The 25,266-nt window shown below is 34.9% G+C and carries 19 protein-coding genes; 17 read left to right on the top strand and 2 right to left on the bottom strand.

Annotated features, from left to right (window positions below):
* Positions 1 to 13 precede the first annotated feature (13 nt).
* From SKM54_RS02625 to SKM54_RS02550, 16 genes are all read left to right on the top strand, one after another.
* Positions 14 to 2,101, top strand: a complete 2,088-nt coding sequence (locus SKM54_RS02625; RefSeq protein WP_321087550.1) for a type IV pilus secretin PilQ — start codon at positions 14 to 16, stop codon at positions 2,099 to 2,101.
* A 37-nt stretch (positions 2,102 to 2,138) separates the two neighbouring features.
* Complete coding sequence (aroK, locus tag SKM54_RS02620) at positions 2,139 to 2,681, top strand: shikimate kinase AroK (RefSeq protein WP_321087551.1); 543 nt, start codon at positions 2,139 to 2,141, stop codon at positions 2,679 to 2,681.
* Between the two features lie 20 nt (positions 2,682 to 2,701).
* Positions 2,702 to 3,787, top strand: coding sequence for a 3-dehydroquinate synthase (gene aroB, locus SKM54_RS02615; protein WP_321087552.1), 1,086 nt, complete (start codon positions 2,702 to 2,704; stop codon positions 3,785 to 3,787).
* Between the two features lie 10 nt (positions 3,788 to 3,797).
* Entirely contained in the window at positions 3,798 to 4,601 is an 804-nt protein-coding gene (locus SKM54_RS02610) for a hypothetical protein (protein WP_321088948.1), read from the top strand.
* Between the two features lie 469 nt (positions 4,602 to 5,070).
* Positions 5,071 to 9,546, top strand: a complete 4,476-nt coding sequence (gltB, locus tag SKM54_RS02605) for a glutamate synthase large subunit (RefSeq protein ID WP_321087554.1) — start codon at positions 5,071 to 5,073, stop codon at positions 9,544 to 9,546.
* A 69-nt stretch (positions 9,547 to 9,615) separates the two neighbouring features.
* A complete protein-coding gene (locus SKM54_RS02600) occupies positions 9,616 to 11,037 on the top strand; it encodes an FAD-dependent oxidoreductase (protein WP_321087555.1) in 1,422 nt (473 codons plus the stop codon).
* 186 nt (positions 11,038 to 11,223) lie between these two features.
* Positions 11,224 to 11,814: a LemA family protein gene (locus SKM54_RS02595; protein WP_248101209.1), complete on the top strand. Its 591-nt coding sequence runs from the start codon at positions 11,224 to 11,226 to the stop codon at positions 11,812 to 11,814.
* A 73-nt stretch (positions 11,815 to 11,887) separates the two neighbouring features.
* A complete protein-coding gene (locus tag SKM54_RS02590; protein ID WP_407060907.1) occupies positions 11,888 to 12,907 on the top strand; it encodes a TPM domain-containing protein in 1,020 nt (339 codons plus the stop codon).
* On the top strand, positions 12,901 to 13,461 hold the full coding sequence (locus tag SKM54_RS02585) for a TPM domain-containing protein (RefSeq protein WP_321093887.1): 561 nt from the start codon (positions 12,901 to 12,903) through the stop codon (positions 13,459 to 13,461). Before SKM54_RS02590 ends, SKM54_RS02585 begins: the two co-directional genes overlap by 7 nt.
* Positions 13,462 to 13,656: 195 nt before the next feature.
* Complete coding sequence (locus SKM54_RS02580) at positions 13,657 to 14,076, top strand: pilin (RefSeq protein WP_321087558.1); 420 nt, start codon at positions 13,657 to 13,659, stop codon at positions 14,074 to 14,076.
* A gap of 71 nt (positions 14,077 to 14,147) precedes the next feature.
* Entirely contained in the window at positions 14,148 to 16,088 is a 1,941-nt protein-coding gene (locus tag SKM54_RS02575; protein WP_321087559.1) for a hypothetical protein, read from the top strand.
* Positions 16,089 to 16,937: a glycosyltransferase family 2 protein gene (locus SKM54_RS02570; RefSeq protein WP_321093884.1), complete on the top strand. Its 849-nt coding sequence runs from the start codon at positions 16,089 to 16,091 to the stop codon at positions 16,935 to 16,937.
* 4 nt (positions 16,938 to 16,941) lie between these two features.
* Entirely contained in the window at positions 16,942 to 18,663 is a 1,722-nt protein-coding gene (locus SKM54_RS02565) for an ABC transporter ATP-binding protein (RefSeq protein WP_321093881.1), read from the top strand.
* 1 nt (position 18,664) lies between these two features.
* Entirely contained in the window at positions 18,665 to 19,369 is a 705-nt protein-coding gene (locus SKM54_RS02560; protein WP_321093877.1) for an FkbM family methyltransferase, read from the top strand.
* Entirely contained in the window at positions 19,356 to 20,336 is a 981-nt protein-coding gene (locus tag SKM54_RS02555) for a glycosyltransferase (RefSeq protein WP_321093873.1), read from the top strand. The genes SKM54_RS02560 and SKM54_RS02555 overlap by 14 nt, the downstream gene beginning before the upstream one ends.
* Positions 20,337 to 21,320, top strand: a complete 984-nt coding sequence (locus SKM54_RS02550; RefSeq protein WP_321093869.1) for a glycosyltransferase family 2 protein — start codon at positions 20,337 to 20,339, stop codon at positions 21,318 to 21,320.
* Here the strand turns inward: SKM54_RS02550 and SKM54_RS02545 are convergent.
* Both SKM54_RS02545 and SKM54_RS02540 read right to left on the bottom strand, forming a co-directional pair.
* A complete protein-coding gene (locus SKM54_RS02545) occupies positions 21,300 to 22,355 on the bottom strand; it encodes a glycosyltransferase (RefSeq protein WP_321093866.1) in 1,056 nt (351 codons plus the stop codon). The genes SKM54_RS02550 and SKM54_RS02545 overlap by 21 nt on opposite strands.
* Positions 22,352 to 23,497, bottom strand: a complete 1,146-nt coding sequence (locus tag SKM54_RS02540) for a glycosyltransferase family 4 protein (RefSeq protein ID WP_321093862.1) — start codon at positions 23,495 to 23,497, stop codon at positions 22,352 to 22,354. Before SKM54_RS02540 ends, SKM54_RS02545 begins: the two co-directional genes overlap by 4 nt.
* Positions 23,498 to 23,632: 135 nt before the next feature.
* Here SKM54_RS02540 and SKM54_RS02535 point away from each other — a divergent pair, with 135 nt between their 5' ends.
* Positions 23,633 to 25,258, top strand: coding sequence for a PglL family O-oligosaccharyltransferase (locus SKM54_RS02535; RefSeq protein WP_321093858.1), 1,626 nt, complete (start codon positions 23,633 to 23,635; stop codon positions 25,256 to 25,258).
* Positions 25,259 to 25,266: the final 8 nt, after the last annotated feature.

Raw genomic sequence — 25,266 nt, 5'->3', positions numbered from 1 at the left:
TGAAGGAATAAAAATGAATAATAGTACAAGAGATTTTATATTTGGGGATGGTAATACAATGAACAGTTTGTTCCGTCAATTTTCTATGGGTGCAATTGCATTTGCAGTAGTACAAACGGCAAATGCTCAATTGAGTATTACAAATATTGTCCCTATGGAAGTTCCTGGTCAAGGAACTGAAATTCGTGTGATGTTTAATGGCATTCCACCACAACCAGCGGCTTATCAACTTGAGCAGCCATCTCGTTTAATTTTGGATTTTGAAAAAGCACAGCAAAAATTACAACAAAAAGTTGTTCCTGTTGCGACTAAAGAAGCAAATTCTGTTGATGTAAGCTCTGATGATCAGCGCTCACGCTTAACAGTTAATTTAGCAAACTCAGGTGCATTTACCACACGTGTTGAGGGTAATACCTTTATCCTCAAAATTAATTCAGCAGAAACGACTGTTAAAGCTAAGAATACGCCTGTGCAACAACAGTTTGCTAAGGGCGTTTCAAATATTGGTTTTCAACGTGGTGTGGATGGCGAAGGTCAAATTGTTATTGATTTGCTAGGAAAAGATACACCTGTCGATGTGCAACAAAGTGGTAGCAAAATTATTGTACGCACCATTGGGAATAAAATTCCAGCGCATCTAGCACGTCGTTTAAATGTAAATGACTTTGCGACACCTGTATCAACGATTGATTCACATAACGATGGCGCAAATGGTGTAATTACCATTCAGGCAACAGGTGGCTATGAATATATGGCTTATCAAGCTGAAAACAAGTTAACGATTAGCTTGAAACGTCCAGCTGAAAAAAATGCCTTAAAGCCACCTTCTCCAACAAGTTATACAGGTCAAAAACTTTCATTAGATTTCCAAGATATTGAAGTACGTCGTGTACTGCAACTATTGGCAGATTTTACAAATATTAATATGGTTGCAGCTGATAACGTAGGTGGAAATATTTCATTGCGTTTAAAAGATGTTCCATGGGATCAAGCATTAGATATTATTTTAAAAGCGAAAAATTTAGATAAACGCCGTACAGGGAATGTAATATGGATTGCTCCTGCTGAAGAAATCATTAAGTTTGAAGATACCCAAGCAAAAGCAATTGCACAGAGTATTAAACTTGCTCCAATTCAAACAGAATATATTGCACTCCATTACGCTAAAGCAGAAGATCTTTTAAAATTGTTGAAAGACACTAGAGATGGTAAAGGTGCTGAGTCAAATGGAACATCAGGAGATAATTCTTTAGCATTAGAGAGTCTTCTAAGTAACCGTGGTAGTGTTGTTGCAGATACGAGAACCAATACATTAATTGTGAATGATACAGCAGTTAATATTGATAAAGTGCGTAAAATGATTGGCTTACTTGATGTTGCTGTTAAACAAGTGATGGTTGAAGCAAGAATTGTCACGGCTGATACAAGTTTTTCTCGTGAGTTGGGTATTAAATGGGGACTTACTCAAGAGTCCTCTCCAACTTGGGGTGGTGACTTTACCCCATCATATGACTTGGGTGTAAATTTATCTGAGGGGATAGCTACCGCAGGTACATTTAATTTTGGATTGTTGAAAATATCAGATTACATGCTTGATATTGAGTTATTGGCAATGCAATCGGATGGACATGGTGAAGTACTTTCTGCGCCAAAAGTTTTAACAGGGGATAAGCAAAAAGCATATATCCTTCGTGGTGATCAGATCCCATATCAAACATGGAGTGCTGAATCTGGTGTAACTACAACCTTTGTTGATGCTAACTTAAAGCTAGAAGTAACTCCAAGTATTACACCAGATGGCAAAGTTCAAATGGCTTTGAAAATTGAAAAAGATACTTTAGGTGAGCTAACACTTGCTGGTTATGCTATTAAGACCAATGAGCTAGAAACCAATGTTTTAGTGGGTGATGGTGAAACAGTTGTACTTGGTGGTATTTTTGATGATGCAAAAAGTAACACATACAAAAAAGTACCATTCTTAGGTGATTTGCCTGTTGTAGGGAACTTATTTAAGAATAATGTGAAAACAAATCTTCAATCTGAGCTATTGATTTTTGTTACACCACGAATTGTTAATGACAGTGTTTCAAGAAATCATTAATATATTTTCAATTTAAACAAAATTAAAAGGTGACTCCTTGCTAAGCAAAGAGTTTGAGTCCCTACCAAATATTTATTTGGTAGGGCCTATGGGGGCTGGAAAAACAACTGTTGGGCGACATCTTGCAGAATTGTTAGGGCGTGAATTTCTAGATAGTGATCATGAAATTGAACGTAAAACAGGAGCAACAATTCCTTGGATCTTTGAAAAAGAAGGTGAAATGGGATTTAGAAGTCGAGAAACAAGTGTAATCGATGAGTTAACAAACCGAACTAACCTTGTGCTTGCAACAGGTGGTGGAGCTGTTACTCAAGCCCCTAATCGTGAATTTTTAAAGCAACGAGGAATCGTTGTTTATCTATATACGCCTGTCGAAATTCAACTTCAACGTACATATCGCGATAAAAATCGTCCTTTATTGCAAGTAGAAAATCCTGAACGCAAGTTACGAGATTTACTTGCAATTCGTGATCCTTTGTATAGAGATGTTGCTCATTACATTATTGAAACAAATCAGGGTGCGGCGCGAGATTTAGCGCATAGTATCTTAGATTTAGTTGTATCTAACGAATTACCTTAAGCTGTTAAGCGGTCTATTTCATGCAAACTTTACATGTTGAACTCGGCGATCGCCGTTATCCTATTTTTATTGGTAGTGATTTAAATCCACAAGAATTACTTGAGCCTTATATTAAAGGGCGTCAGGTGATGATTGTGACCAATACAACAGTTGCACCTTTGTATTTAGACCGTTATGTACGTGCAGTTGAAGCATTAGGAAAAATAGTTGAAACATGTATTTTGCCTGATGGTGAAAAATACAAAAATATAGAGCATTTAACACTTATTTTTGATGCTTTATTGAAAGTAGGTTTCAACCGAGACTGTACTGTACTTGCTTTAGGTGGTGGTGTAATTGGCGATATGGCTGGATTTGCATCTGCAAGTTTTCAGCGAGGCGTTTATTTTGTCCAAGTTCCAACTACATTGCTTTCACAAGTCGATTCTAGTGTTGGTGGAAAAACAGGGATTAATCATCCCTTAGGTAAGAACATGATTGGTGCATTTCAGCAACCTCAAGTTGTGCTTGCAGATATGTCTCAATTAAAAACATTGCCTCCGCGTGAATTGTCAGCAGGTTTGGCTGAGGTCATTAAATATGCTCTTTTGGGAGATATTGAATTCTTAGCTTGGCTCGAAGAGCATATGGATGGTCTTGTTGCAGGCGATGAAAACTTACTTGCAGAAGCGGTATATAAATCTTGTGCTCACAAAGCATGTATTGTTGCCAATGATGAAAAAGAGCAAGGTGAACGTGCCTTATTAAATCTTGGACATACTTTTGGTCATGCAATTGAATCGTATTTGGGTTATGGCGAATGGTTGCATGGTGAAGCTGTAGCAACAGGTATGGTGATGGCTGCTGATTTATCTCATAGAATGGGATGGATAAGCGAAGCTGATTTAGAGCGTACAAAAAATATCATTTCTCGTGCGCAATTACCGATTATTTGCCCTAAAATTCCATTAGATGATTTTCTTGGTTTTATGTCGCACGACAAAAAAGTCCTTAACGGACAATTGCGTCTTGTCTTGATGAAACAATTAGGTCAAGCAGTTATTACAAAAGAGTTTGATGTAGAGTTGATGAAACAAGCAATTTTAGCGAATCAAGACATCGTATAAGGTATTTTTTATGGCAACACTCCGTGCATATTGGGAACGTATTCAAAGTTCGGTTTGGCTTATGTGCGGTGTGTTGTGCCTATTTTTTGCTTTAGTATTTTGGGCAGTTTCAGATAAACAAGAAGATGTTATTGAGCTTGTAAAAGAGCCTGAAACAGAAGTTGAAATTCAAATACAGCCTGAAAAAGTTGCAGCAACTACGCATTTGGGTGCGCTTCTTGATGAAGTAAAACCTTTAGAAAATACAACGAGATTAACGGCATCGGGTAATCATGATGCAGAGTTTCGTGGAACAAAATTTATTACAGATCAAGCTAAAAATTTAACTATAGAATTATTTCGAGCAAAAGAAGAAAGTGTGGTTAAAGGTTTTATTCAAAAACAAAAAGATCGCTCACAACTTGTTTATATTCGTTTAAGCGGCGAAAACCAACAAGAACAATATGTCGTTTTATATGGTAATTATAGCAATTCAAATACTGCTAAATCTGCTTTAGCAAAGTTACCTATTAAATTACCTACAACATTAAAGCCAAATATTCATCCATTTTCCGATTATGAAGGTTTGGTTAATGACTTAGGTTCAGATGATTTAGGTATTACAGGTAAATTACACGAAGTTAGATTATTACCAGCAGCTATTCCAAAAGTTATTGCTCCACCTGTGAAAAAGAATGCTGTAAGTGAAGCTCAAGTTCCTGAAAATGTTGCAACATCTACAACGGTTACTCGTCGTGATGAAAGTGGAAATGTAGTCGATATTAAAAAAACACATAGCGAAGTGCCTGTTGCACCAACAGCGACTTCAGAATAATTAGAAAAATGAGTGAAAATGGGTCAAAAGGTTGTTCTAAAATAGCGCAACCATTTTTATTTAAGTTTAAATAATGCACATCAATAGTGCATAAATTATATAAAGAAACCAATTTAGCTTCTGCACTTTATAAATACCCTTTAAAAATAAAAGTTCTAAATACTCAATAAAAAGTTGGCATTCTTTTTGCTTTTATTGGTGCATGAATAAAACAAACGTCACTGTTTTGGCGCAAAAATATTCAATTATTGTGCGGTCTTGTCAAATTTGCTTACTTAATTTAAGTGTATAAAAGCATAGATTTGTTCTTCATCGCCTTACGATGCGTTATAACTCAATACATAGCGCAAATGTAATTAGAACAAATTTTGTGAATATTCATAATGTGGGTAAGTCAGACTAATCGTAAAGAAATTAGATTTATTTAATACTCGAAAGAGTATGCTGAAAAGAAGGGTACGCTATGCACATGCCATCGCCTAATACTGTAGCTCCCGCTCAAGGTTTATACCAACCGGATGAGTTTAAAGATAACTGTGGTTTCGGTTTAATTGCCCATATGAAGGGTGATGCAAGCCATGATTTAGTCAAGACTGCAATTCATAGTTTAAGTTGTATGACCCACCGTGGTGGTATTGCCGCAGATGGCAAAACTGGGGATGGTTGTGGTCTTCTTTTGGCTATGCCTAAAGCATTTTTCCGCGAAGAAGCAAAAAAAATTAGTGATGTCACATTAAGTGAAATTTTTGCTGCGGGAACTGTATTCCTAAATTTAGATCCTGCTTTAGCTGCACATTCTAAAAAAATCTTAACTAAAGAAATTGAAGCAGAAGGCTGCAAAGTTCTAGGTTGGCGTGTTGTTCCAACCAATAATGATGCTTTAGGTTCTATTGCAATGCAGTCATTGCCTGCATTTGAACAAATTATTGTGAATTGCCCAATGGGCGTAACAGAAGTTGAATTTAACCGTAAATTGTTTATGGCGCGTCGTCGTGCAGAACAACAATTAACAAACGATCCGTACTTTTATGTAACAACTTTATGTTCAACAGTTATCACATATAAAGGTTTGATGATGCCTGCATATATTGCAGACTTCTATACAGACTTAGCCGATGAGCGTTTAGCATCACATATTGTAGTATTCCATCAGCGTTTCTCTACAAATACATTACCACGTTGGCCATTGGCACAGCCATTCCGCTATTTAGCGCACAATGGTGAAATCAATACAATTACTGCAAACCGTAACTGGGCTGTGGCGCGTACACCTAAATTTGAAAATGAATTCTTACCAGGCTTAACAGAGCTTAACCCAATTGTGAATCGTACCGGTTCAGACTCTTCAAGTATGGATAACATGCTGGAAATTTTAGTCGGTGGTGGTATGGATTTATTCCGTGCGCTTCGTATGCTTGTTCCACCTGCATGGCAAAACGTTGAAACTTTAGATGCGGATTTACGTGCATTTTATGAATTCAACTCTAAGCATATGGAAGCATGGGATGGTCCAGCAGGTCTTGTAATTCAAGATGGTCGTCATGCGATTTGTATGCTTGACCGTAATGGTTTACGTCCTGCACGTTGGGTTATTACAAAGAATGGTTATATCACGCTTGCATCAGAAATTGGTGTTTGGGGTTACCAACCTGAAGATGTGATTTCTAAAGGTCGTGTAGGGCCAGGGCAAATTCTGGTTATTGATACTTTCACAGGAAAAATGCTAGATACAAATGATGTAAGTAATCATTTGAAACGCATGCGTCCTTACCGTGAATGGTTACGTGAAAATTCAGTACGTATTCAGGGAAGCCCAGAACTAGAAGAATATTTATGTGATCAAGGCTTGAAAGGCGATGACCTAAAAGCATCTCAAAAAATGTTCATGGTAACATTTGAAGAGCGTGACCAATTGTTACGTCCAATTGCTGAAAGCGGTCAAGAAGCAGTAGGTTCAATGGGTGATGATACGCCAATGGCTGTATTGTCTCGCCAAGTTCGTCATGTATCCGATTACTTCCGTCAGCAGTTTGCGCAAGTGACAAATCCACCAATCGATCCATTACGTGAATCGATTGTCATGTCATTGGAAACTTGTTTTGGTCGTGAGCAAAATGTATTTGAGCAAAGCCCAGAACATGCAGATCGCTTAATTATTTCAAGTCCTGTGCTTTCAAATTCGAAAATGCATCAAATTCGTACTTGTGGTCGTAAAGGCTATGAAATTGCGGATATCGATTTGAACTATGCAGAAGCAGAAGGTTTAGAAGCAGCAATTTCACGTATTTGTGAAGAGGCAGCACAAGCGATTCGTGATGGTAAAACTTTACTTGTTATTTCAGATAAGAAAATTCGTGAAGGCTACTTACCTGCAAATGCTGTGATGGCTACAGGCGCAATTCATCACTTCTTAATGAACTCTGGTTTACGTACAGATGCCAATATTATTGTTGAAACAGCATTGGCACGTGATGCACATCAATTTGCGGTTATTTTAGGTTTTGGTGCAACAGCTATTTATCCATACCTTGCTTATGATGTGATTAACGACTTAATTGCAAAAGGCGAGCTATTGGGCGATCCAATTCACGCGCAAGCAAACTTCCGTAAAGGCATTGAAAAAGGCCTACTCAAAGTTCTTTCAAAAATGGGTATTTCAACGGTTGCTTCTTACCGTGGTGGTCAATTGTTTGAGGCAGTTGGTCTATCTGATGAAGTGGTTGCGAAATGCTTTACAGGTGTGCCAAGTCGTATTAAAGGTGCAACATTCAAAGACCTTGAAAATGATTTGAAAAAGCTTGCAGATTTGGCATGGAAATCACGTAAACCAATCGATCAAGGTGGTTTGCTGAAGTTCGTATTCGATAAGGAATATCATGCATTTAACCCAGATGTAATTAATGCTTTACATAAAGCGGTTCGTTCGGGCAACTATGCAGACTTTAAAGAATATGCAGAGCTTGTAAATACGCGTCCAATTGCAACTATTCGTGATTTATTCAAACTTAAAACAGACAACTCAATTGCATTAGATGAAGTTGAATCTGTACAAGATATTCTTCCTCGTTTTGACTCTGCTGGTATGTCTTTAGGTGCATTATCTCCTGAAGCACATGAAGCAATTGCGATTGCTATGAACACTATTGGCGGACGTTCAAATTCGGGTGAGGGCGGTGAAGATCCTGCGCGTTACGGCACAATTCGTAACTCGAAAATCAAACAAATTGCATCGGGTCGTTTTGGTGTAACTCCTGCTTATTTAACATCTGCAGAAGTACTTCAAATTAAAGTGGCTCAAGGTGCAAAACCAGGTGAAGGTGGTCAGTTGCCGGGTGGTAAAGTGAACGGATTAATTGCCCGTTTACGCTACTCTGTGCCAGGTGTAACGCTTATTTCTCCTCCTCCGCATCATGACATCTACTCAATTGAAGATTTATCTCAATTAATTTTCGACTTGAAGCAAGTTAACCCACAGGCGATGGTGTCAGTTAAGCTTGTTTCTGAGCCGGGTGTAGGTACGATTGCTGCGGGCGTTGCAAAAGCCTATGCCGATTTCATTACCATTTCAGGTTATGACGGTGGTACAGCGGCTTCTCCACTTTCTTCAATTCATCATGCAGGTTCACCGTGGGAATTAGGTTTAGCCGAAGCGCACCAAGCACTTCGTGTGAACGATCTACGTGGCAAAGTGCGTGTACAAACTGATGGTGGTTTGAAAACAGGTTTAGATGTTGTAAAAGCTGCAATTTTAGGTGCGGAAAGCTTTGGTTTTGGTTCTACACCAATGATCGCTTTAGGTTGTAAATATCTACGTATTTGCCACCTAAATAACTGCGCAACAGGTGTTGCGACTCAACAAGATCATTTACGTCAGGAACACTATATTGGTGAACCTGAAATGCTCATTAACTTCTTTACATTTATTGCAGAAGAAACACGTGAATGGTTGGCTGCTTTAGGCGTTTCAAGCTTAAAAGATTTGATTGGTCGTACAGACTTACTTGATGTTTTACCAGGTGAAACAGATAAACATGGTCATCTTGATTTAAGTCCTTTACTTCAATCGCATCCTGCTGCTGAAGGTAAAGCGCAATATTGCCAAGTTGAAGGTAATGCACCATTTGATAAAGGTTTGCTTGCTGAGAAAATGGTTGCAGAAATCTTGCCTGCAATTGAAGCGGAAAAAGGTGGTGAATATCACTTCACAATTGGTAATTGTGACCGTTCTATTGGTGCGCGTCTATCAGGTGAAATTGCAAAACGCTACGGCAATTTAAGTATGGAAGCACATCCTGTTAAAGTGAATTTGACAGGAACAGCAGGTCAATCTTTAGGTGTTTGGAACGCGGGTGGTTTGCACATTAGCTTAGAAGGTGATGCAAATGATTACGTAGGTAAAGGTATGGCGGGTGGTCGTATTTCGATTTTCCCACCAAAAGGTTCACCATTCCAAAGCCAAGAAACAGCCATTATTGGTAATACATGTTTATACGGTGCAACAAGTGGTAAGTTATTTGCAGCGGGTACGGCAGGTGAGCGTTTCGCAGTTCGTAACTCAGGCGCATTTGCTGTTATTGAAGGTGCAGGCGATCACTGCTGTGAATACATGACAGGCGGTATTGTGACTGTATTAGGTAAAGTTGGTCATAACTTTGGTGCAGGCATGACAGGTGGTTTTGCTTATGTACTCGATTTAGACAATGACTTTGTTGACCATTACAACCACGAGTTGATCGAGTTAAATCGTATTTCTACTGAAGCAATGGAAGAACATCAATCATTCTTACTGCGCATTTTAGATGAACATATTAAAGAAACAGGTAGTGCTTGGGCGTACAAGATCCGCCATGAGTTTGATTTCTATAGCCGTAAATTCTGGCTAGTGAAACCAAAAGCTGCAAACTTGCAGACTTTGTTAAAAACAACTCAAGCAGATCCACAATAATTCCACTACTTGCTGAAAGATAGGCAGGTGTAGCAGAAAAACTGACTACACCTACCCACGGAGAGAGACATGGCAGAGCGCCTAAATAATGACTTTCAATTCCTGGATGTAGCACGCCAAGATCCAGAGAAAAAAGATCTAAATATCCGCAAAGCAGAATTTGTGGAAATTTATAAACCATTTACAGCAGAAGTTGCTGCAAACCAAACGCATCGTTGTTTAGGTTGTGGTAACCCATATTGTGAGTGGAAATGCCCAGTTCATAACTACATTCCAAACTGGTTAAAACTGATAGCAGAAGGTCGCATCTTCCAAGCGGCAGAACTTTGCCATCAAACTAATACATTGCCTGAAGTATGTGGTCGTGTATGTCCGCAAGACCGCTTATGCGAAGGTGCTTGTACGCTAAACGATGGTTTTGGTGCGGTCACTATTGGTAATGCTGAAAAATATATTAATGATACAGCCTTTGCACTGGGCTGGCGTCCAGACATGTCTCATGTGAAATGGACAGATAAAAAAGTTGCGATTATTGGTGCAGGACCAGCAGGTTTAGGTTGTGCAGATATTTTAGTACGTAATGGTGTTCGACCTGTTGTGTTTGACAAGCGCCCTGAAATTGGTGGTCTTTTAACATTCGGTATTCCTGAATTTAAAATGGAAAAAGATGTAATGAAACGCCGTCGTGAAATTTTCACAGGCATGGGTGTTGAATTCCGTTTAAATGTTGAAATTGGTACAGATATCACGATTGATCAATTACTTGCAGATTACGATGCTGTGTTCATGGGTATGGGTACATATACCTACATGAAAGGTGGTTTTGCAGGTGAAGACTTAGATGGTGTTGTTGATGCCTTAGATTTCTTAATTGCGAATGTAAACCGTACGCAAGGTTGGGAAAAAGATCCATCAGAATACATTTCAGTTGAAGGCAAAAAGGTTATTGTTCTTGGCGGTGGTGATACTGCGATGGACTGTAACCGTACTTCAATTCGTCAAGGTGCGGAATCTGTAACTTGTGCATACCGTCGTGATGAGGAAAACATGCCGGGTTCACGCCGTGAAGTTAAAAATGCACGAGAAGAAGGCGTGAACTTTGCCTTTAACCGTCAGCCTATTGAAATTGTAGGAGAAAATGGCAAAGTAACAGGCGTTAAAGTCGTGACTACACAATTGGGTGAGCCTGATAGTCGTGGTCGTCGTAGTCCTGAGCCAATTCCGGGTTCTGAAGAAATTCTACCTGCCGATGCTGTGCTTCTTGCATTTGGTTTCCGTACAAGCCCTGCAGAGTGGTTTGGTGGTGTAAATATCAATCTAGATGGTTCAGGTCGTGTAATAGCTGCTGAAAAGCAAGCATATAAATTCCAAACATCTAACCCGAAAATTTTTGCGGGCGGAGATATGGTACGTGGTTCGGATTTGGTTGTAACAGCAATTCATGAAGGTCGCCAAGCAGCAGAAGGTATTCTTGATTATTTAGATGTGTAATCTGTTAAGTACTTAAATATCTTATCTTTGTATGATAAAAACTCGCTTCGGCGGGTTTTTTATTTATAAAGTTTGTTTGAAATTTATATTTAATTTTAAGTAAAGAAAATACACAATAAAGATAAAGAATCGAGTTAGAATCGAATGAATATCATAAATATAACGAAGTCATTGAGGTTTATAGAAATGAATTATATGAAGAAAAGTGTTTTAGCAGCTGCATTGGCAAGTACATTAATGCTAACGGGTTGTGGCTATAACACACTACAAGTAAAAGATGAGTCTGTTGCTGCAACATGGTCAGAAGTGCAAAACCAATATCAACGCCGTGCAGATTTAGTGCCTAATCTTGTGAATGTTGTGAAAGGTTATGCAAAACACGAAGAGCAAGTATTAACTGAAGTGACTCAAGCACGTGCCAATGTTGCTGGCTTAAAAGTAGATAAAGAGGTTTTAGAAGATCCTGCATTATTTGAAAAATATCAACAAGCACAAGCACAAATGACCAGTGCCTTGTCACGCTTAATTGCGGTTTCAGAAAACTACCCAGACTTAAAAGCAAATGAACAGTTTAGAGAGCTTCAAGTTCAGTTAGAGGGAACGGAAAACCGTATTGCTGTGGCGCGTAATCGTTATATTACAAGCGTGCAAGACTTTAACTCGTATTCACGCCAATTCCCGCAAGTAATGACAGCGAAAGTCATTGGTATGAAAACCAAAGAAAACTTCAAAGCAGATCAAAGTGCACAAACAGCACCAAAAGTGTCATTTGAATAATTAAATTGCTCAAAACACGGTAGGAATGGTGCGAATGATTGATTCTGAAAAAAGTTTTCCAATAGCAAAGTTCATGCAGCTTATGGTTTTAAGTTGCATGATGCTTTTTAGTTTTTCTGCTTGGAGTGAAACAGCAACTGCAACGGATGAAAGTACAGATGTTATTGTTGCAGGAAAAATTATTCAGAATCAGCAAAAAACATCAAATTCACAGAACGTTGAGCAAGAAAATGTTCAGCCACTGCAAGTTGAAAATGATTTAGCAGATGGCGAAACTATTCGAACACTACCAACGTTAAATGAACCTGTTATTGATCAAGCCAATATTTTATCTGCAAGTGAAAAACAACAAATAAGCGTACGCATTTTAAAGTTAAATGAACAAGCCAAAGCACAAATAGGTGTTGTGATTGTTCCAACAACAGGTCAGGAAGATATTTTTGATTTCACAATGCGTGTTGCAGAGCAATGGAAACTTGGCTCTGAAAAGCAAGATAATGGATTATTAATGGCAATAGCAATTAATGATCGACGTATTCAAATTGCGACAGGCTATGGCTTAGAAGGGGTTTTACCCGATATTGTTGCAAGTCGAATTATTCGAAATAATATTACGCCATATTTTAAGCAAAATCAGTTTGCACAAGGTATTGATGCGGGCCTAGCTGAAATAGAAAATATTTTAAATATGGATCCTGAAATTGCTACTCAAGCAGCTTTGGAGCTTAAAGAACGCCAAGCACAAGCTTTACATGAACAACAAGCAAAAGAGAAAACGTTTAATACAGCATTATTTATTTTAATTGCAGGAATTATTGGGTCATTTGTGGTTGGTAAGCGTTTAAGTGCATCTACCGCAGCTGTTGCAGGAACTGTTGCAGGGCTAGTAAACGGTGCAGGATTACTCACAAGTTTATTAATTGGCGGAGGTATTTTCTTTCTACTTATTACAACAATTGCACAAGTATTATTTCAAGCTGTTTTATCGGGCAGTGGTGGTAGAGGGGGCGGCTCGGGCGGTGGTTTTGGTGGTGGAGGATATCGCGGTGGTGGCGGTGGTTTTGGCGGGGGAGGAGCATCAGGCTCATGGTAAAAAATACGGAAACGACAAAAATTGTCACGCAACCTAAATTAAATGAAATAGCGACACCGAGTCTTAAACGATGGTTAAAGCATTTCTTTTTCATGCCTGCAACAAAACGGTATTTTAATCAGCAGGATCAGCATGCTATTGCAGAAGCTGTAAAAGTAGCAGAGCAAGGGCATGTCGGGGAAATTCAAGTTGTTATTGAGGCTTACATTCCAGCAGCCAATGCGTTTTATCAAGATACACATGCAAGAGCAAAACAGTTATTTGCAGAAGTGGGTGTGTGGGATACAGAGTTTAATAGCGGTGTGCTGTTATATATAAATTTATGTGACAAAAAAGTAGAAATATTGATAGATAGAGGCATTAAAAAAGCCACAACTCAAGATGTATGGAATAATATTTGTGAAACAATAATTCAAAGTATAAAACAGCAAGAATATAGAAAAGCAGTTGTAAATGGTGTTGGAGAAATAGGAAAAGTTTTAGATGAATATTATGGAGGTAGAACAATAAATATTGAGAACGAGTTAACAAATTCTCCAATTATTATTGGGTGAGTGAGTTTTTGGTGACATTTTTTGTCACTTTTTTACATATAAAAACAATTTGCATCTAGTCTTCTAAAAATACTTATTATAAGGCTCTGTTTTTGCTTAAAATATAATTATAATGGAAGCTGGCATATAAAATGCTACGTACAAAATAGCTCATAAAGCTTATAAAAACTTAACAAAACATTTGTGGAGAATGTTATGAAATCAGTACAAAAGGGTTTTACTCTTATTGAATTGATGATCGTTGTAGCGATTATCGGTATTCTTGCAGCAATTGCGATTCCTGCATACCAAAACTATACTAAACGTGCTCATGTTTCAGAAGGTTTGAGCCTTGCTGGTGGTGCTAAAGCTGCTGTATCTGAATACTTTTCAGCAAATGGTCAATGGCCAGCGAACAATACTTCGGCTGCTTTGCCTGCTGAAACAGAAATCAAAGGTAATGCTGTTAAATCAGTTAAGGTTGAGCAATCTAAAATTACTGTAACTTATACAACTAAAGTTGAACCAAATGCGCAATTAATTCTTCAAGGTGCTTCAACAAGTGGTGGTATTACTTGGAAATGTTCAGCTGGTACAGGTATGAAAACAGAATTTTTACCTGCTAACTGTCGTTAATAGTTAAAAGAGAAAGGAAGCATCAATTGATGCTTCCTTTTTTTTTACTTTTATAAACAATAGAGTGAAGAATGAAAAATTTTAAATTTAATAGTGTCTTATTTTTAATTCTTGGAATTACTTCAGCACTTTATTGGAATGGTTTGTATGGAGATTATGTTTTTGATGATAGTGCTAATATTTTAGAAAATAGTAAATTAGCAATGACTGAACTTACATATGAAGCATTAAAAGCTGCATATGGCTCGGGAGATGCAGGTCCATTGGGTCGACCAATCAGCATGCTTTCCTTTGCGTTAAATCACTATTTTACAGGGTTTGATCCTTTTTGTTTTAAATTAACGAATCTTTTTATTCACTTGTTGAATGGAGTATTAATCTGTTTTTTATCTTTATCTATTTTAAATTGGATAAATAAAGATAAAAAGCTGAGCGATCAAGCGATCGCAATAACTGCTCTAGCGGTGACAGTAGTTTGGTTACTTCACCCTTTGAATTTAACTAGTGTGTTGTATGTTGTGCAACGCATGACAAGTTTGTCTACATTATTTGGTTTACTTGCCTTAGTTTTATATTGCCAATGGCGGAGTAGAGTGCACTCAAAAATTGGCAGTGTTTTATTGTTATGCGGTGTAGTTATTGCATTTTTTTGTGCAGCACTGAGTAAAGAATCAGGCTTATTGTTTATTCCTTTATTATATCTTATTGAGTTAACAATTTTTCAAGCGAAGAGTCAATTAGGTCACCCTTATCGAATTTATCAACTCAGTCTTATTAAAATTTTGTGGGTTACAGGTTTTATAGGTTTAGTTATATTGTTTTATTTAGTACAGCCTCACTTACATTCTAGTGCATTTGTGAGACGCGATTTTAATTTAGAAGAACGATTGCTGACTGAAGCACGTGTAATTTTTTTCTATATTAAGATGTTTATTTATCCACAATTAAATGAACTGAGCTTGTATCATGATGATTTTATTATTTCTAAATCATTTTTGAATCCAATCTCAACGTTATATTCCATAGTTGCGATTGGTATAATTACAATTAGTAGTCTGCTTTTAGTAAAAAAATATCCTCTGGTATTATTTGCTTGGGGATGGTTTGTAATTAGTCATTTAATGGAATCTACTATATTTTCATTAGAGCTTGTGCACGAACACCGGAATTATTTTGCATTTTTTGGTTTTATCTTAGTTATTGGCTATTATTTGGCACAAATAAAGAATGAAAAATTAAAGCCATTTATTTATCTATTTGTATTCATTTTTATTTTAAATTTAGCATTCACAACATGGCAGCGAGCTACTATTTGGTCAAATTTAGTAGATCATGCTGTGTATGAAGCAACAATGAGTCCACAATCTGATCGTGCAAATTATCAAGCTGCTAGAGTTTATATGAAGCTCATGCAAAATGAGAGGAATGAACAAAAGAAAAATGAATATATTGAGCAGGCCTATTATTATTTGAATCTTTCTAAACAAAGTTATTTACCTGCAAATGGTGCATGGTTTGCAGAAATTCATTTAGATTCTTACTTAGATAAACAAGTAAGTAATGCAACTATTAATGAACTTATAGATCGCTTAAAAAATAGACCATTACAAAATAGTAATGTGAGCTTTTTAAGCGCTTTTACGAATTGTCAAATAGAGTCATTGTGCAAGCTTAGTCCTGTAGAGGTTATTCAAGTTTTAACTGCAGCTTTGGAAAATCCGACATCTAATTCGAGTCTTAATTCCGAGATTTATAAATTGCTTGCTCAATATTATATTGCAAGTTTTAATGATTTTATAAAAGGTGAAGAGTTTTTACAGACAGCAAATAAATTGAATACGAGTGTAAATGGTCATTTATTATTATCACAAGCTTATCGATTACAAGGTAAACTTGAGCTTGCAAAGAATCAAATCCATATTGCAGAATCTTTAGACCAGAATGGGGTTTGGTTTAAAGAAATTAGCATTGAAAAACGAAATATTAAGCAAGCTTTAACTTTGGGGAAATAAATGAGAGTCAGTGTAGTTCTTCCAGCAAAGAATGAATCTGGAGCTATTGAGCAAACAATTACTAAAATAATGAATTTGAAATTGGTGGCTGAAATATTAGTAGTTAATGATGGTTCAACAGATAATACAGCTGAACTAGCAGAGAAATCAGGTGCTCGTGTTATTTCTCATCCTTATTCTAAAGGTAACGGTGCTGCTATTAAAACTGGCGCACGCAATGCATCTGGTGAAGTTATTGTATTTATGGATGCTGATGGACAACATGATCCTGCTGATATACCAAAGTTATTAGCAGAAATTGATAAAGGTTATGACCTGGTTGTTGGGGCTCGTCAAAAGGGATCACAAGCAAGCGTTGGACGTGGTATTGCGAATAAGTTCTATAATAATTTAGCCACATATATGACAGAGCATAAAGTTGAAGATTTAACTTCAGGTTTTAGGGCAGTGAGAGCTGAAAAATTTCGAGAATTTATTTACTTGTTGCCAAATGGATTTTCTTATCCAACCACTAGTACTATGGCATTTTTTAGAGCTGGCTATTCGATTTGCTATGTACCTATTCATGCAAGCCAACGTATTGGAAAAAGCCATATAAAACCATTAAGAGACAGTATTCGCTTTTTCTTGATCATTTTTAAAATTGCGACGTTATATTCACCCTTAAAAATGTTTTTCCCAATAGCAATAGTGTTGTTTCTAATGGGAAGTGGTTGGTATGGATATACACTTTATGAATATCACCGTTTTACAAATATGAGTGCTTTATTTTATACAGGCAGTATTATGATTTTTCTGATGGGACTAATTTCAGAACAAATTACTGCTTTAATGTATAAAGAGAATTAATTTAATGTTTGGAAGTTTAAAACAGCTTTGGGGAATTTTAACGCCATTAGACAAGCGTAAAATCATTTATGTACTTATGCTTGTTATTGGAATGGCACTGATTGAGTCTGCTGGTGTAATTTCTATTATGCCTTTTTTGGCTGTTTTATCGAATCCATCTGTTATTGAAACTACGCCAATATTAAAAAAAATATACGAAGTATTGGGTGCAGATAATACAAAACAAATGATTGTCTATTTGGGTGTTATTTCTTTTGCAGTTGTTGTTTTCTCTACAATATTCAAAATAATTACACAATATACAGTGAATAGATTTTCAAATTTACAAAGACATTATTTTTCATCTAGATTACTCACGATTTATTTAAATCAAAAGTATGAATTTTATATTCAAAATAATAGCGCCTTATTAATAAAAAATGTGCTATCTGAGGTAGACCAACTCATAGGTACAATGATTTTACCTACTTTAACAATGATGTCTTATGGGGTTGTTTTGTTTGCAATGACAGGAATTTTATTGATTTATGATCCTGTTATAGCGCTTGGGACAGCTGGAATTTTAGGTTTTTTTTATATTTCAATTTTTATGCTTGTTAGAAGAAAGCTCAGTCGTATTGGTGCTGAGTTTACCCAAGCCAATAAAGAAAGATATCAAAGTTGTCAGGAAGCTTTAGGTGGTATTAAAGATGTTATTATTAATAATGCTAAACAAGGTTATATAGATCAATTTGAAAAATCATCTCGAGTATTTGCTAGACATATTGCGACACGGGAGACTTTAGGGCAAATTCCATTAAATATTATTGAAACTATAGGCTATGGTTCAATTATTGGTTTGGCGATTTTGCTCGTTATTTCAGGCAAAGATGTTTCACATATATTGCCAGTTTTAGGTCTATATGGTTTTGCCGCATACAGAATGTTACCTGCAGCTCAAAATATTTATAGATCAATTTCCCAGCTTAAATTTTCAGAACAAGTATTAAAAGTTTTAATGCCTGAGTTTCATTTAGAAAAACTAAGCACAGCATCTGAATGTGTTACTAAAAATACCGAGTTAAAGTTTGAAAAAGCGATTCGTTTGGAAAATATTAGTTTTGCATATCCAAATCGTTTAGATAAACCTGTTTTAAGAAACTTTAGCCTTGAAATTAAAAAAAATACAAGTTTAGGCATTATGGGGAAAAGTGGTAGTGGTAAAAGTACACTTATGGATTTAATGCTAGGTTTACTAGCACCACAAAGTGGAAAAATATATATAGATGATGTTGAACTGACTGAAAAAAATGTAGAAGCTTGGTGTGGTTTGGTTGGCTATGTGCCTCAGTTTATTTATTTAGCAGATAAGTCTGTTGCAGAAAATATAGCATTTGGCATTCCGAGAGACCAAATTGATTTGGAACAAGTAAAAAAAGTAGCAAAGCTGGCTCAAATAGACAGTTTTATTACGCAAAATTTAAAAAATGGTTATGCAGAAATTGTTGGGGAGCGAGGGGTAATGCTCTCTGGTGGCCAAAGGCAACGAATAGGTATTGCACGTGCTTTATATAAAAATCCACAAATTTTATTTATGGATGAATCAAATAGTGCTTTGGATACAGAAACTTCAGTGGCAATTGATAATAATTTAAATGACTTACAAAAGGAATTAACGTTAATTATTATCTCTCATAAAATTGTAAGTTTGAGTAATTGTAATGTGATTATAAAGTTGGGGACATAAATTGGTTAATTTAAAAGAAACTATTTTGAATGTAATTCGTTCATTTTTTCATTATACAAATAGATATGGTGATATTAGTTATGCTCAAGAGGGCGAAGATCGTATACTTTCAAGAGTCATAGATTTAAGTAAAAAGGGGTTCTATGTTGATGTTGGAGCACATTCACCATCAAGATGTTCTAATACATATTATTTTTATAAGAAGCAATGGAGAGGTATTAATATAGATGCAATGCCAGGGTCAATGACACTATTTAAATGGCTGAGGAAGAGAGATATTAATCTTGAAGTAGCGATAGGAGAATATAAAAGTGAATTAACATATTATATGTTTAAGGAGAGGCTTTTCAATACTTTTGATGAGAGTTTAGCAAAAGATAGAATTAAGAAGTTTAAAGAATTTAGATCAGTTAAAATACCAGTCATAAGACTAGAAGAAGTATTAGATTTATATTTACCAAAGGATCAAGAAATTGATTTTCTATCTGTAGATGTAGAAGGGTTAGATCTTCAGGTTTTGAAGTCTAATAATTGGAATAAGTACAAGCCAAAATATATAATTGTAGAAATTCTTAATACGAATTTTAATGATGTGCTAGAAAGTGAGATTTATAATTTTTTATTAGGTAAAAATTATGAATTTTTTGCCAAATCAACATTTAGTGTGATATTTAAAAGAAAAGATATCTCTCATGAATACATATGAATTAAACGTCACTGTTGTAATACCAACAGTGGGAAAACGACCAATTGAATTAAAAAAAGCAATCGAGAGTGCGCGAATAAGAAATGCTAATCTTTCTTATGAAATTTTAGTAATATACAATGGATGTAATAAAGATAAAATTGATTATTCTTTGCAGGATGAATGTGTTAGGTTATTTTATCTTAAAGATGGCAATGTTTCTAATGCAAGAAATTATGGTAAATATAAGTCTAGGGGAGAGTTAATTCGATTTCTTGATGATGATGATTATTTATATGAAGATATTGCTATAAAGCAGTATTTAGAAATGCTTAATGATTATGAAATTGGATTTAGTACATATAGTTTAGAAATAAGGGATAGTAATAAACTTTATAATAAAGTTTATTCTTTTGAGAGGGAGAGTTTTATAATACAGGCTATAGAGGAGAAAATCTTAGCAGTTCCTCTTGCAATGGTTTTTAGAAGTAGTGTAATTAATAATGTTGAATGGGATATATTTTGTAGATTTCCAGAAGACCAAGGTTTTGTAAGGCGTTTAGCTGAAAATGGGAATTTGAAAAGTGTTTGCTCTAGGGATATTGTTGGGGTCTGGTTTCAGCACGAAGGAGAGCGCTTATCTTTAGCGCATCCGAATAGTTGGTTTTATGAAAATAAATTTACAACATTGAAAGAGCTTTATTTAAATTTACCAAATTCTGAGAAAAATGATGTAATTAAAAAATTGTATTTAAAAAATGCATGGCATTATTATCATTGTGGATTCCATTTAAATCCTTGGATTTGGATTGCAGTTGGTAGCGAGTTACGGTCGGTAGATCCAGAAAGTAAGCCAAACACAAAATTTTTTCAATTAGTTCCTCATTATATATCACCTAATATTATAGAACTGGTTCTACTTCCTAAAAGAATTTTATTTTATTTTTTTAAAAAATATTTTTTTAAGAATAAAGTAAGGAATTTGTAGTTGTATATTTCATTAATTATACCAGTTTTCAATGCTGAACTTTATTTGTCAGAATGTTTAGATAGTATTTATGAACAGATTACTGATGAAATTGAAATTATCATAGTAAATGATGGGTCAGTTGATTCATCATGCTTTATTATTGATAAATTTTTAAAAAAATTATCAGATGATCTCAGAGCTAATGTTATTTATGTTGAGCAAGAGAATAAAGGTGTAAGTGCGGCAAGAAATTTAGCTATTGAATTAGCATCGGGTGATTATATCGCCTTTCTTGATGCTGATGATACTTTAGAATCAAATTTTTTTAAGAAAATTATTCCACAAATTAAATTTTATCATCCAGATATCATTCAATTTAACTTCAATTATTTGAGTTGTAAGAAAATAAAATCCGGATTAATTTTGAAGGACAGTATTCAAGAGAACTCATTTGATTTTCTTTTGAAAATTTTTAATTTTAATTCATGGTATCCATGGGCTAGAGTTTATAATAAAGAGCTCTTCTCTAATAATTTATTCCCAGTAGGCTATACATTTGAAGATCCTGCAGTTGTTCCTTTCTTGTTTATAAAGGCAAAAAATACTCTTATTTTGAGTGATTGTTTATATAATTATAGAGAAAACTTATCAAGTATTACAAGAAGTACTGAAAAGCATAAAATTCATAAAAATTTAATAAGTTTGGATTATTTATTAAGTATTTATTGTTCGCAAGACAATATATTATTTAAGGTATGTTTCATACATTTTTTTAGAATTTATCTAGACTATTGTTTTATGAATGGTGGTGTAAATGGTTTGAAAGATGGATGGAAAAAGTATGGTGATCATTACTTTAAAATATCTAAAAATCATAAACATTTAATAAAAAACAAAGCTGGAAGATTGTTTATCTTTATTAGATATTTTTCTTTTTTTTCATATTTTATTATGAAGGCTTCATCTAAAATTATAACTTTTCTAAAAAATAGTATTAGATGAAATCTCTTTCCATGTTTTAATCTTGGTTTTATTATTCAGATGTGGATTTTCAATCATTAATTTAATTTTTTCTTTTAAATTGAAGGGGTTTGTATGTTGAGCTAATAAGGTATCATTAAAACTTATTTGAAAAGAGCTAAACTTTAAACTATTGGCGTTGGTTGCTAATAATGGTATTTCCATTGCTATATATTCCCCAATTTTACAAGATGCAGCATTATCTAAAAAATCAGAATTTCGATAAGGTAAAGTTAAAACGTTGCAGCAAGCCATCGCAATTGGTACATATTTAAAAGGAATGTTTCCTAAATAATGTATGAATTCATAATTTAAATTTAAATCATCACGTTTTTTTCCACCTAGGAGAATATAGATAGTATTATTTTCTTCATGTAGTAATTTCACAGCAGAAATTAAATCATCAATTCCGCGCTCTATCTCCATACTTCCAAAATAGCCGACATAAATCGCATTTTGATCTAAATTAAAAAACGATCTGGATTCACTTTGATTTCTAGGGTAAAAATGATTGGTATCAACGCCATTAGGAATTAATATTGTTTTTTTGCATAATAACTCACAATCATTTTTAAGTTTTTTACTAGCAAACAAGCAACTATCAGCATGCTTCATTAAGAAATGAAATAAATTTTTGAAACCTAAATTCTTATACCCTGTAAAAGCATCATATTTATCATAAATATCAAATATAAATTTAGCTCGACATAGTTTAGCTAGAATGAATGCAAATAAACCAATATAACAATCTCCACTTGCAACGATGGTTTTAGGTCTATCTACGAATAATGTTTTTAGTATGTTAGTTATAAAAATAAAGCTAAATATGGGGGTAGATGTGATTTTTAATGTGTCATGTTGATCTTTAACTTTTTCTTTACTGTGATAATCGACCAACCATAAATCTGTTTTGGTTTCTTTAGCCCAATAGTAGGGTAATTGATAAATGCGTCCAAATTTCTCACTATAAGCATCTCGATTGGTGTAAAAACGTTTCCCAATAAATAATATGCTCATTTAAGACTCTCAATTAAGTTATTGAATTTAGATTTTAAATTTATCCATGAAAAATGATTAGCAAAGTTACCGCAATTTTCAGGAGTTAGGTTCGATTGTTTTTGCAGAATTTCTATTGTTAATTTGGAGAAGCTTTCATAATCATCATTATGAATTAAGAACCCTGTTTTTTTATTCTCAACAGCATCAACAATACCGCCTGTTTTAAATGCAATAGTTGGTGTTCCATGTGAGGCAGCTTCTATTGCAACCATGCCAAATCCTTCAGGATCATTTGGAATATGCTTCACAGGAAATATATGTAAATCTGCGAGATAAAACCATGATGAAAGAAGCTTGTCATCTGAAATATTACCAATAAATACGATGTGATCTTCAATATTATGTTGCTTGGCAACATGTAAAATCTCTTCTTTGCTTTGAAGATTTTTATTTAAAGACTGTGAGGGTGTATCACCAATAATAACTAATTTTGTATTAGGAACTTTCGCAATAATTTGTGCTAAAGATAAGTCTACAAATTCTTTAAGGGCTTTTCTTTTGGTTAAGCGTCCAACAGAAATAAGAACTTTTGAGCTTTCCAAATTATAGTCATATTTCAATTGATCGATGAGTGATAAATTTTTATCTAATGGTGGATAAGTAACACCTGGATGAATAATCGTTATTTTATGATTAGGAATTTTCTTGCTTTTACAAATTTCTAGAGTTGGTGTGCTATTTGCAATAATTTGATCTGAATGTCGAATAAATGGTATCCATATAGCGTTATATATAGGGTGATTTGTTGCAATATCTAAACCGTGAATGTAAACAAGACTTTTTTTTCTAAAAATTTTTGCCCAAAACACGACAATAGGTGCTGTAAGCCCACTACCTGCAAATAAAATATCAGGTTTTTGTATTAAACAAATAAATAAAGTTTTAAAAAAAGCAAAAATTAAAAAGATAGGTAATGGATTGAGAGGGATTCCAATAAACTCACAATTTTTAGGTGCGAGTTTTTTAGCATCATAATGACTTAAAAGAATAGTTTCATGATCGTGACTAAGTTCATCAGCAATATGCCAATTTAAACGCTCCATACCGCCAATGAGAGGAGGGAGATTTCGAGTTACGAGTAAAATTCTTTTTTTATTCATAGTCACATGAAAGTTAAAGCTATTTTTGTATTATAGGGAGTTTGCTTATTATTGCTATGTTAAATATAAGAAGCATTTATTTTTTTAATGCATTTTTTTCTTTATCATATCTAAAATTTTAGTATTTCCTTTAATATGAACTTCCTTTTAGTTTTGTTGGCAAGTGTATTTATTTCACTTGCTTGGCTCATTCCTATCCATTATCACCCATGGGTAACTTATACAGGCGAGCTTTATGCATTTTTTGCACTCGTTACACTTGCTGCATTATTAATAAAAGAAAAAGTTCATATTCCTAAACTGAGTTTAGGCTTGGTGGTATTGGCTGTCATTCCATTTGGGCAATTTTTCTTTGGAAAAGTATTTTTCTTTAGTAATGCCTTAATGAGCTCTATTTATATTTTAGGTCTTTGGTTTGCAATTATTTTTGGCTATAACCTGAGTATTGGAAAATTTAATAGAGAGCAAACTTTTACCACGTTAAGCTATGTATTTTTGCTTTCAGGTGTTATTACAGCACTCATTGCAATTTGCCAATGGCTTAATTTAGATGAAGTCATTCCCGGGATTACACGTTTAGTCAATGCACGTCCATACGCAAACTTTGCACAACCAAATAATATGGCAACATTTTTGCTCATGGCTTTGCTTGCATGCTTATATTTATTCGAAAAACAAAAAATAAAAACATCGGTATTGGTAAGCTGTGCATTTGTCATGTTTATTAGTCTTGCACTTAGCCAGTCTAGAACGTCTTGGGTTGCTTGTGCATGTATTCTTGTTTATTTGGGATATCAGCAATTTAAAGGTCAAATTACGATTAAATGGTATGCCTTAACTGCTTGGTTAGCTGTATTTGTAGGGCTTATCTTCTTATTTCCTGTTCTGGGTGCATATCTGAGTCAATTTTCAGATGCACAAATTAAGTCTGTAGATATTGCACGTCGTGCAACAGGCGATATGTCGCGTTTAGCAATTTGGAAGCAGATGCTACATGCTGTCGAATATCAGCCTTGGTTTGGCTATGGTTGGTTCCAATCAAGTACTGCATACACAACCATTAGCGAATACTTCCAAGGGCCTGTATGGGTGCGTAGCGCGCATAATTTCATACTCGACTTTATTCTTTGGAATGGCGCAATTATTGGCGTACCATTTTTAGTCTATTTCAGCTATTGGGGATACCAACTTCAAAAGCATGTGAAATCTACAGAATCAATTATTGGTATTTTAATGGTTGGAGTCTTCATTGTTCATGCGATGCTAGAATTCCCGCAAAATTATGCATATTTCTTACTTCCTGTTGGTTTTATTATTGGTGTAGTCCAAGCACAACGTATTTTAAAAACAGATATCGTTGTATCGCCAGTTTTTATGAAATTAAGTTTTGCTGTAGGTATTATTTTATTGGCTGTTATCTATCGAGATTATGATGTTGCTTCAACTCGATTAAGTCAGGCAATGAAATATGAGAAAACACCTGAAAAAATAACCAATTATCAACCTGTGCTTTTGCTTACAGAGTTTAAACATAGAATTGAATGGGTGAAGATGGATCCTTATAGCCATGTGTCGCCTCAGCAAATTGAAGATATTTCACACATCGTTTTACTTTATCCAACAAGCTATAACATGGTGAAATTTGCAAGATTACTTGCATTTAATGGCTATGAAGCAGAAGCTAAACATCAGTTAAAAATGATTAAAATTATTCGTAAGGCAGATATTCCTTATGAAAATATTTTAAAGCCTGAATTTTAAATACGAAT

Source organism: Acinetobacter faecalis (assembly GCF_034187745.1).
Taxonomy (GTDB): Bacteria; Pseudomonadota; Gammaproteobacteria; order Pseudomonadales; family Moraxellaceae; genus Acinetobacter; species Acinetobacter faecalis.
The sequence above is the reverse complement of the archived record's forward strand: the minus strand, read 5'-3'. Positions and strand labels throughout refer to the sequence as shown.

Coding starts and splice junctions, on each gene's coding strand:
- SKM54_RS02625 (WP_321087550.1), top strand. CDS start 14: ATGAATAATAGTACAAGAGATTTTATATTTGGGGATGGTAATACAATG.
- aroB (WP_321087552.1), top strand. CDS start 2,702: ATGCAAACTTTACATGTTGAACTCGGCGATCGCCGTTATCCTATTTTT.
- SKM54_RS02610 (WP_321088948.1), top strand. CDS start 3,798: ATGGCAACACTCCGTGCATATTGGGAACGTATTCAAAGTTCGGTTTGG.
- gltB (WP_321087554.1), top strand. CDS start 5,071: ATGCCATCGCCTAATACTGTAGCTCCCGCTCAAGGTTTATACCAACCG.
- SKM54_RS02600 (WP_321087555.1), top strand. CDS start 9,616: ATGGCAGAGCGCCTAAATAATGACTTTCAATTCCTGGATGTAGCACGC.
- SKM54_RS02595 (WP_248101209.1), top strand. CDS start 11,224: ATGAATTATATGAAGAAAAGTGTTTTAGCAGCTGCATTGGCAAGTACA.
- SKM54_RS02590 (WP_407060907.1), top strand. CDS start 11,888: ATGCAGCTTATGGTTTTAAGTTGCATGATGCTTTTTAGTTTTTCTGCT.
- SKM54_RS02585 (WP_321093887.1), top strand. CDS start 12,901: ATGGTAAAAAATACGGAAACGACAAAAATTGTCACGCAACCTAAATTA.
- SKM54_RS02580 (WP_321087558.1), top strand. CDS start 13,657: ATGAAATCAGTACAAAAGGGTTTTACTCTTATTGAATTGATGATCGTT.
- SKM54_RS02575 (WP_321087559.1), top strand. CDS start 14,148: ATGAAAAATTTTAAATTTAATAGTGTCTTATTTTTAATTCTTGGAATT.
- SKM54_RS02570 (WP_321093884.1), top strand. CDS start 16,089: ATGAGAGTCAGTGTAGTTCTTCCAGCAAAGAATGAATCTGGAGCTATT.
- SKM54_RS02565 (WP_321093881.1), top strand. CDS start 16,942: ATGTTTGGAAGTTTAAAACAGCTTTGGGGAATTTTAACGCCATTAGAC.
- SKM54_RS02555 (WP_321093873.1), top strand. CDS start 19,356: ATGAATACATATGAATTAAACGTCACTGTTGTAATACCAACAGTGGGA.
- SKM54_RS02545 (WP_321093866.1), bottom strand. CDS start 22,355: ATGAGCATATTATTTATTGGGAAACGTTTTTACACCAATCGAGATGCT.
- SKM54_RS02540 (WP_321093862.1), bottom strand. CDS start 23,497: ATGAATAAAAAAAGAATTTTACTCGTAACTCGAAATCTCCCTCCTCTC.
- SKM54_RS02535 (WP_321093858.1), top strand. CDS start 23,633: ATGAACTTCCTTTTAGTTTTGTTGGCAAGTGTATTTATTTCACTTGCT.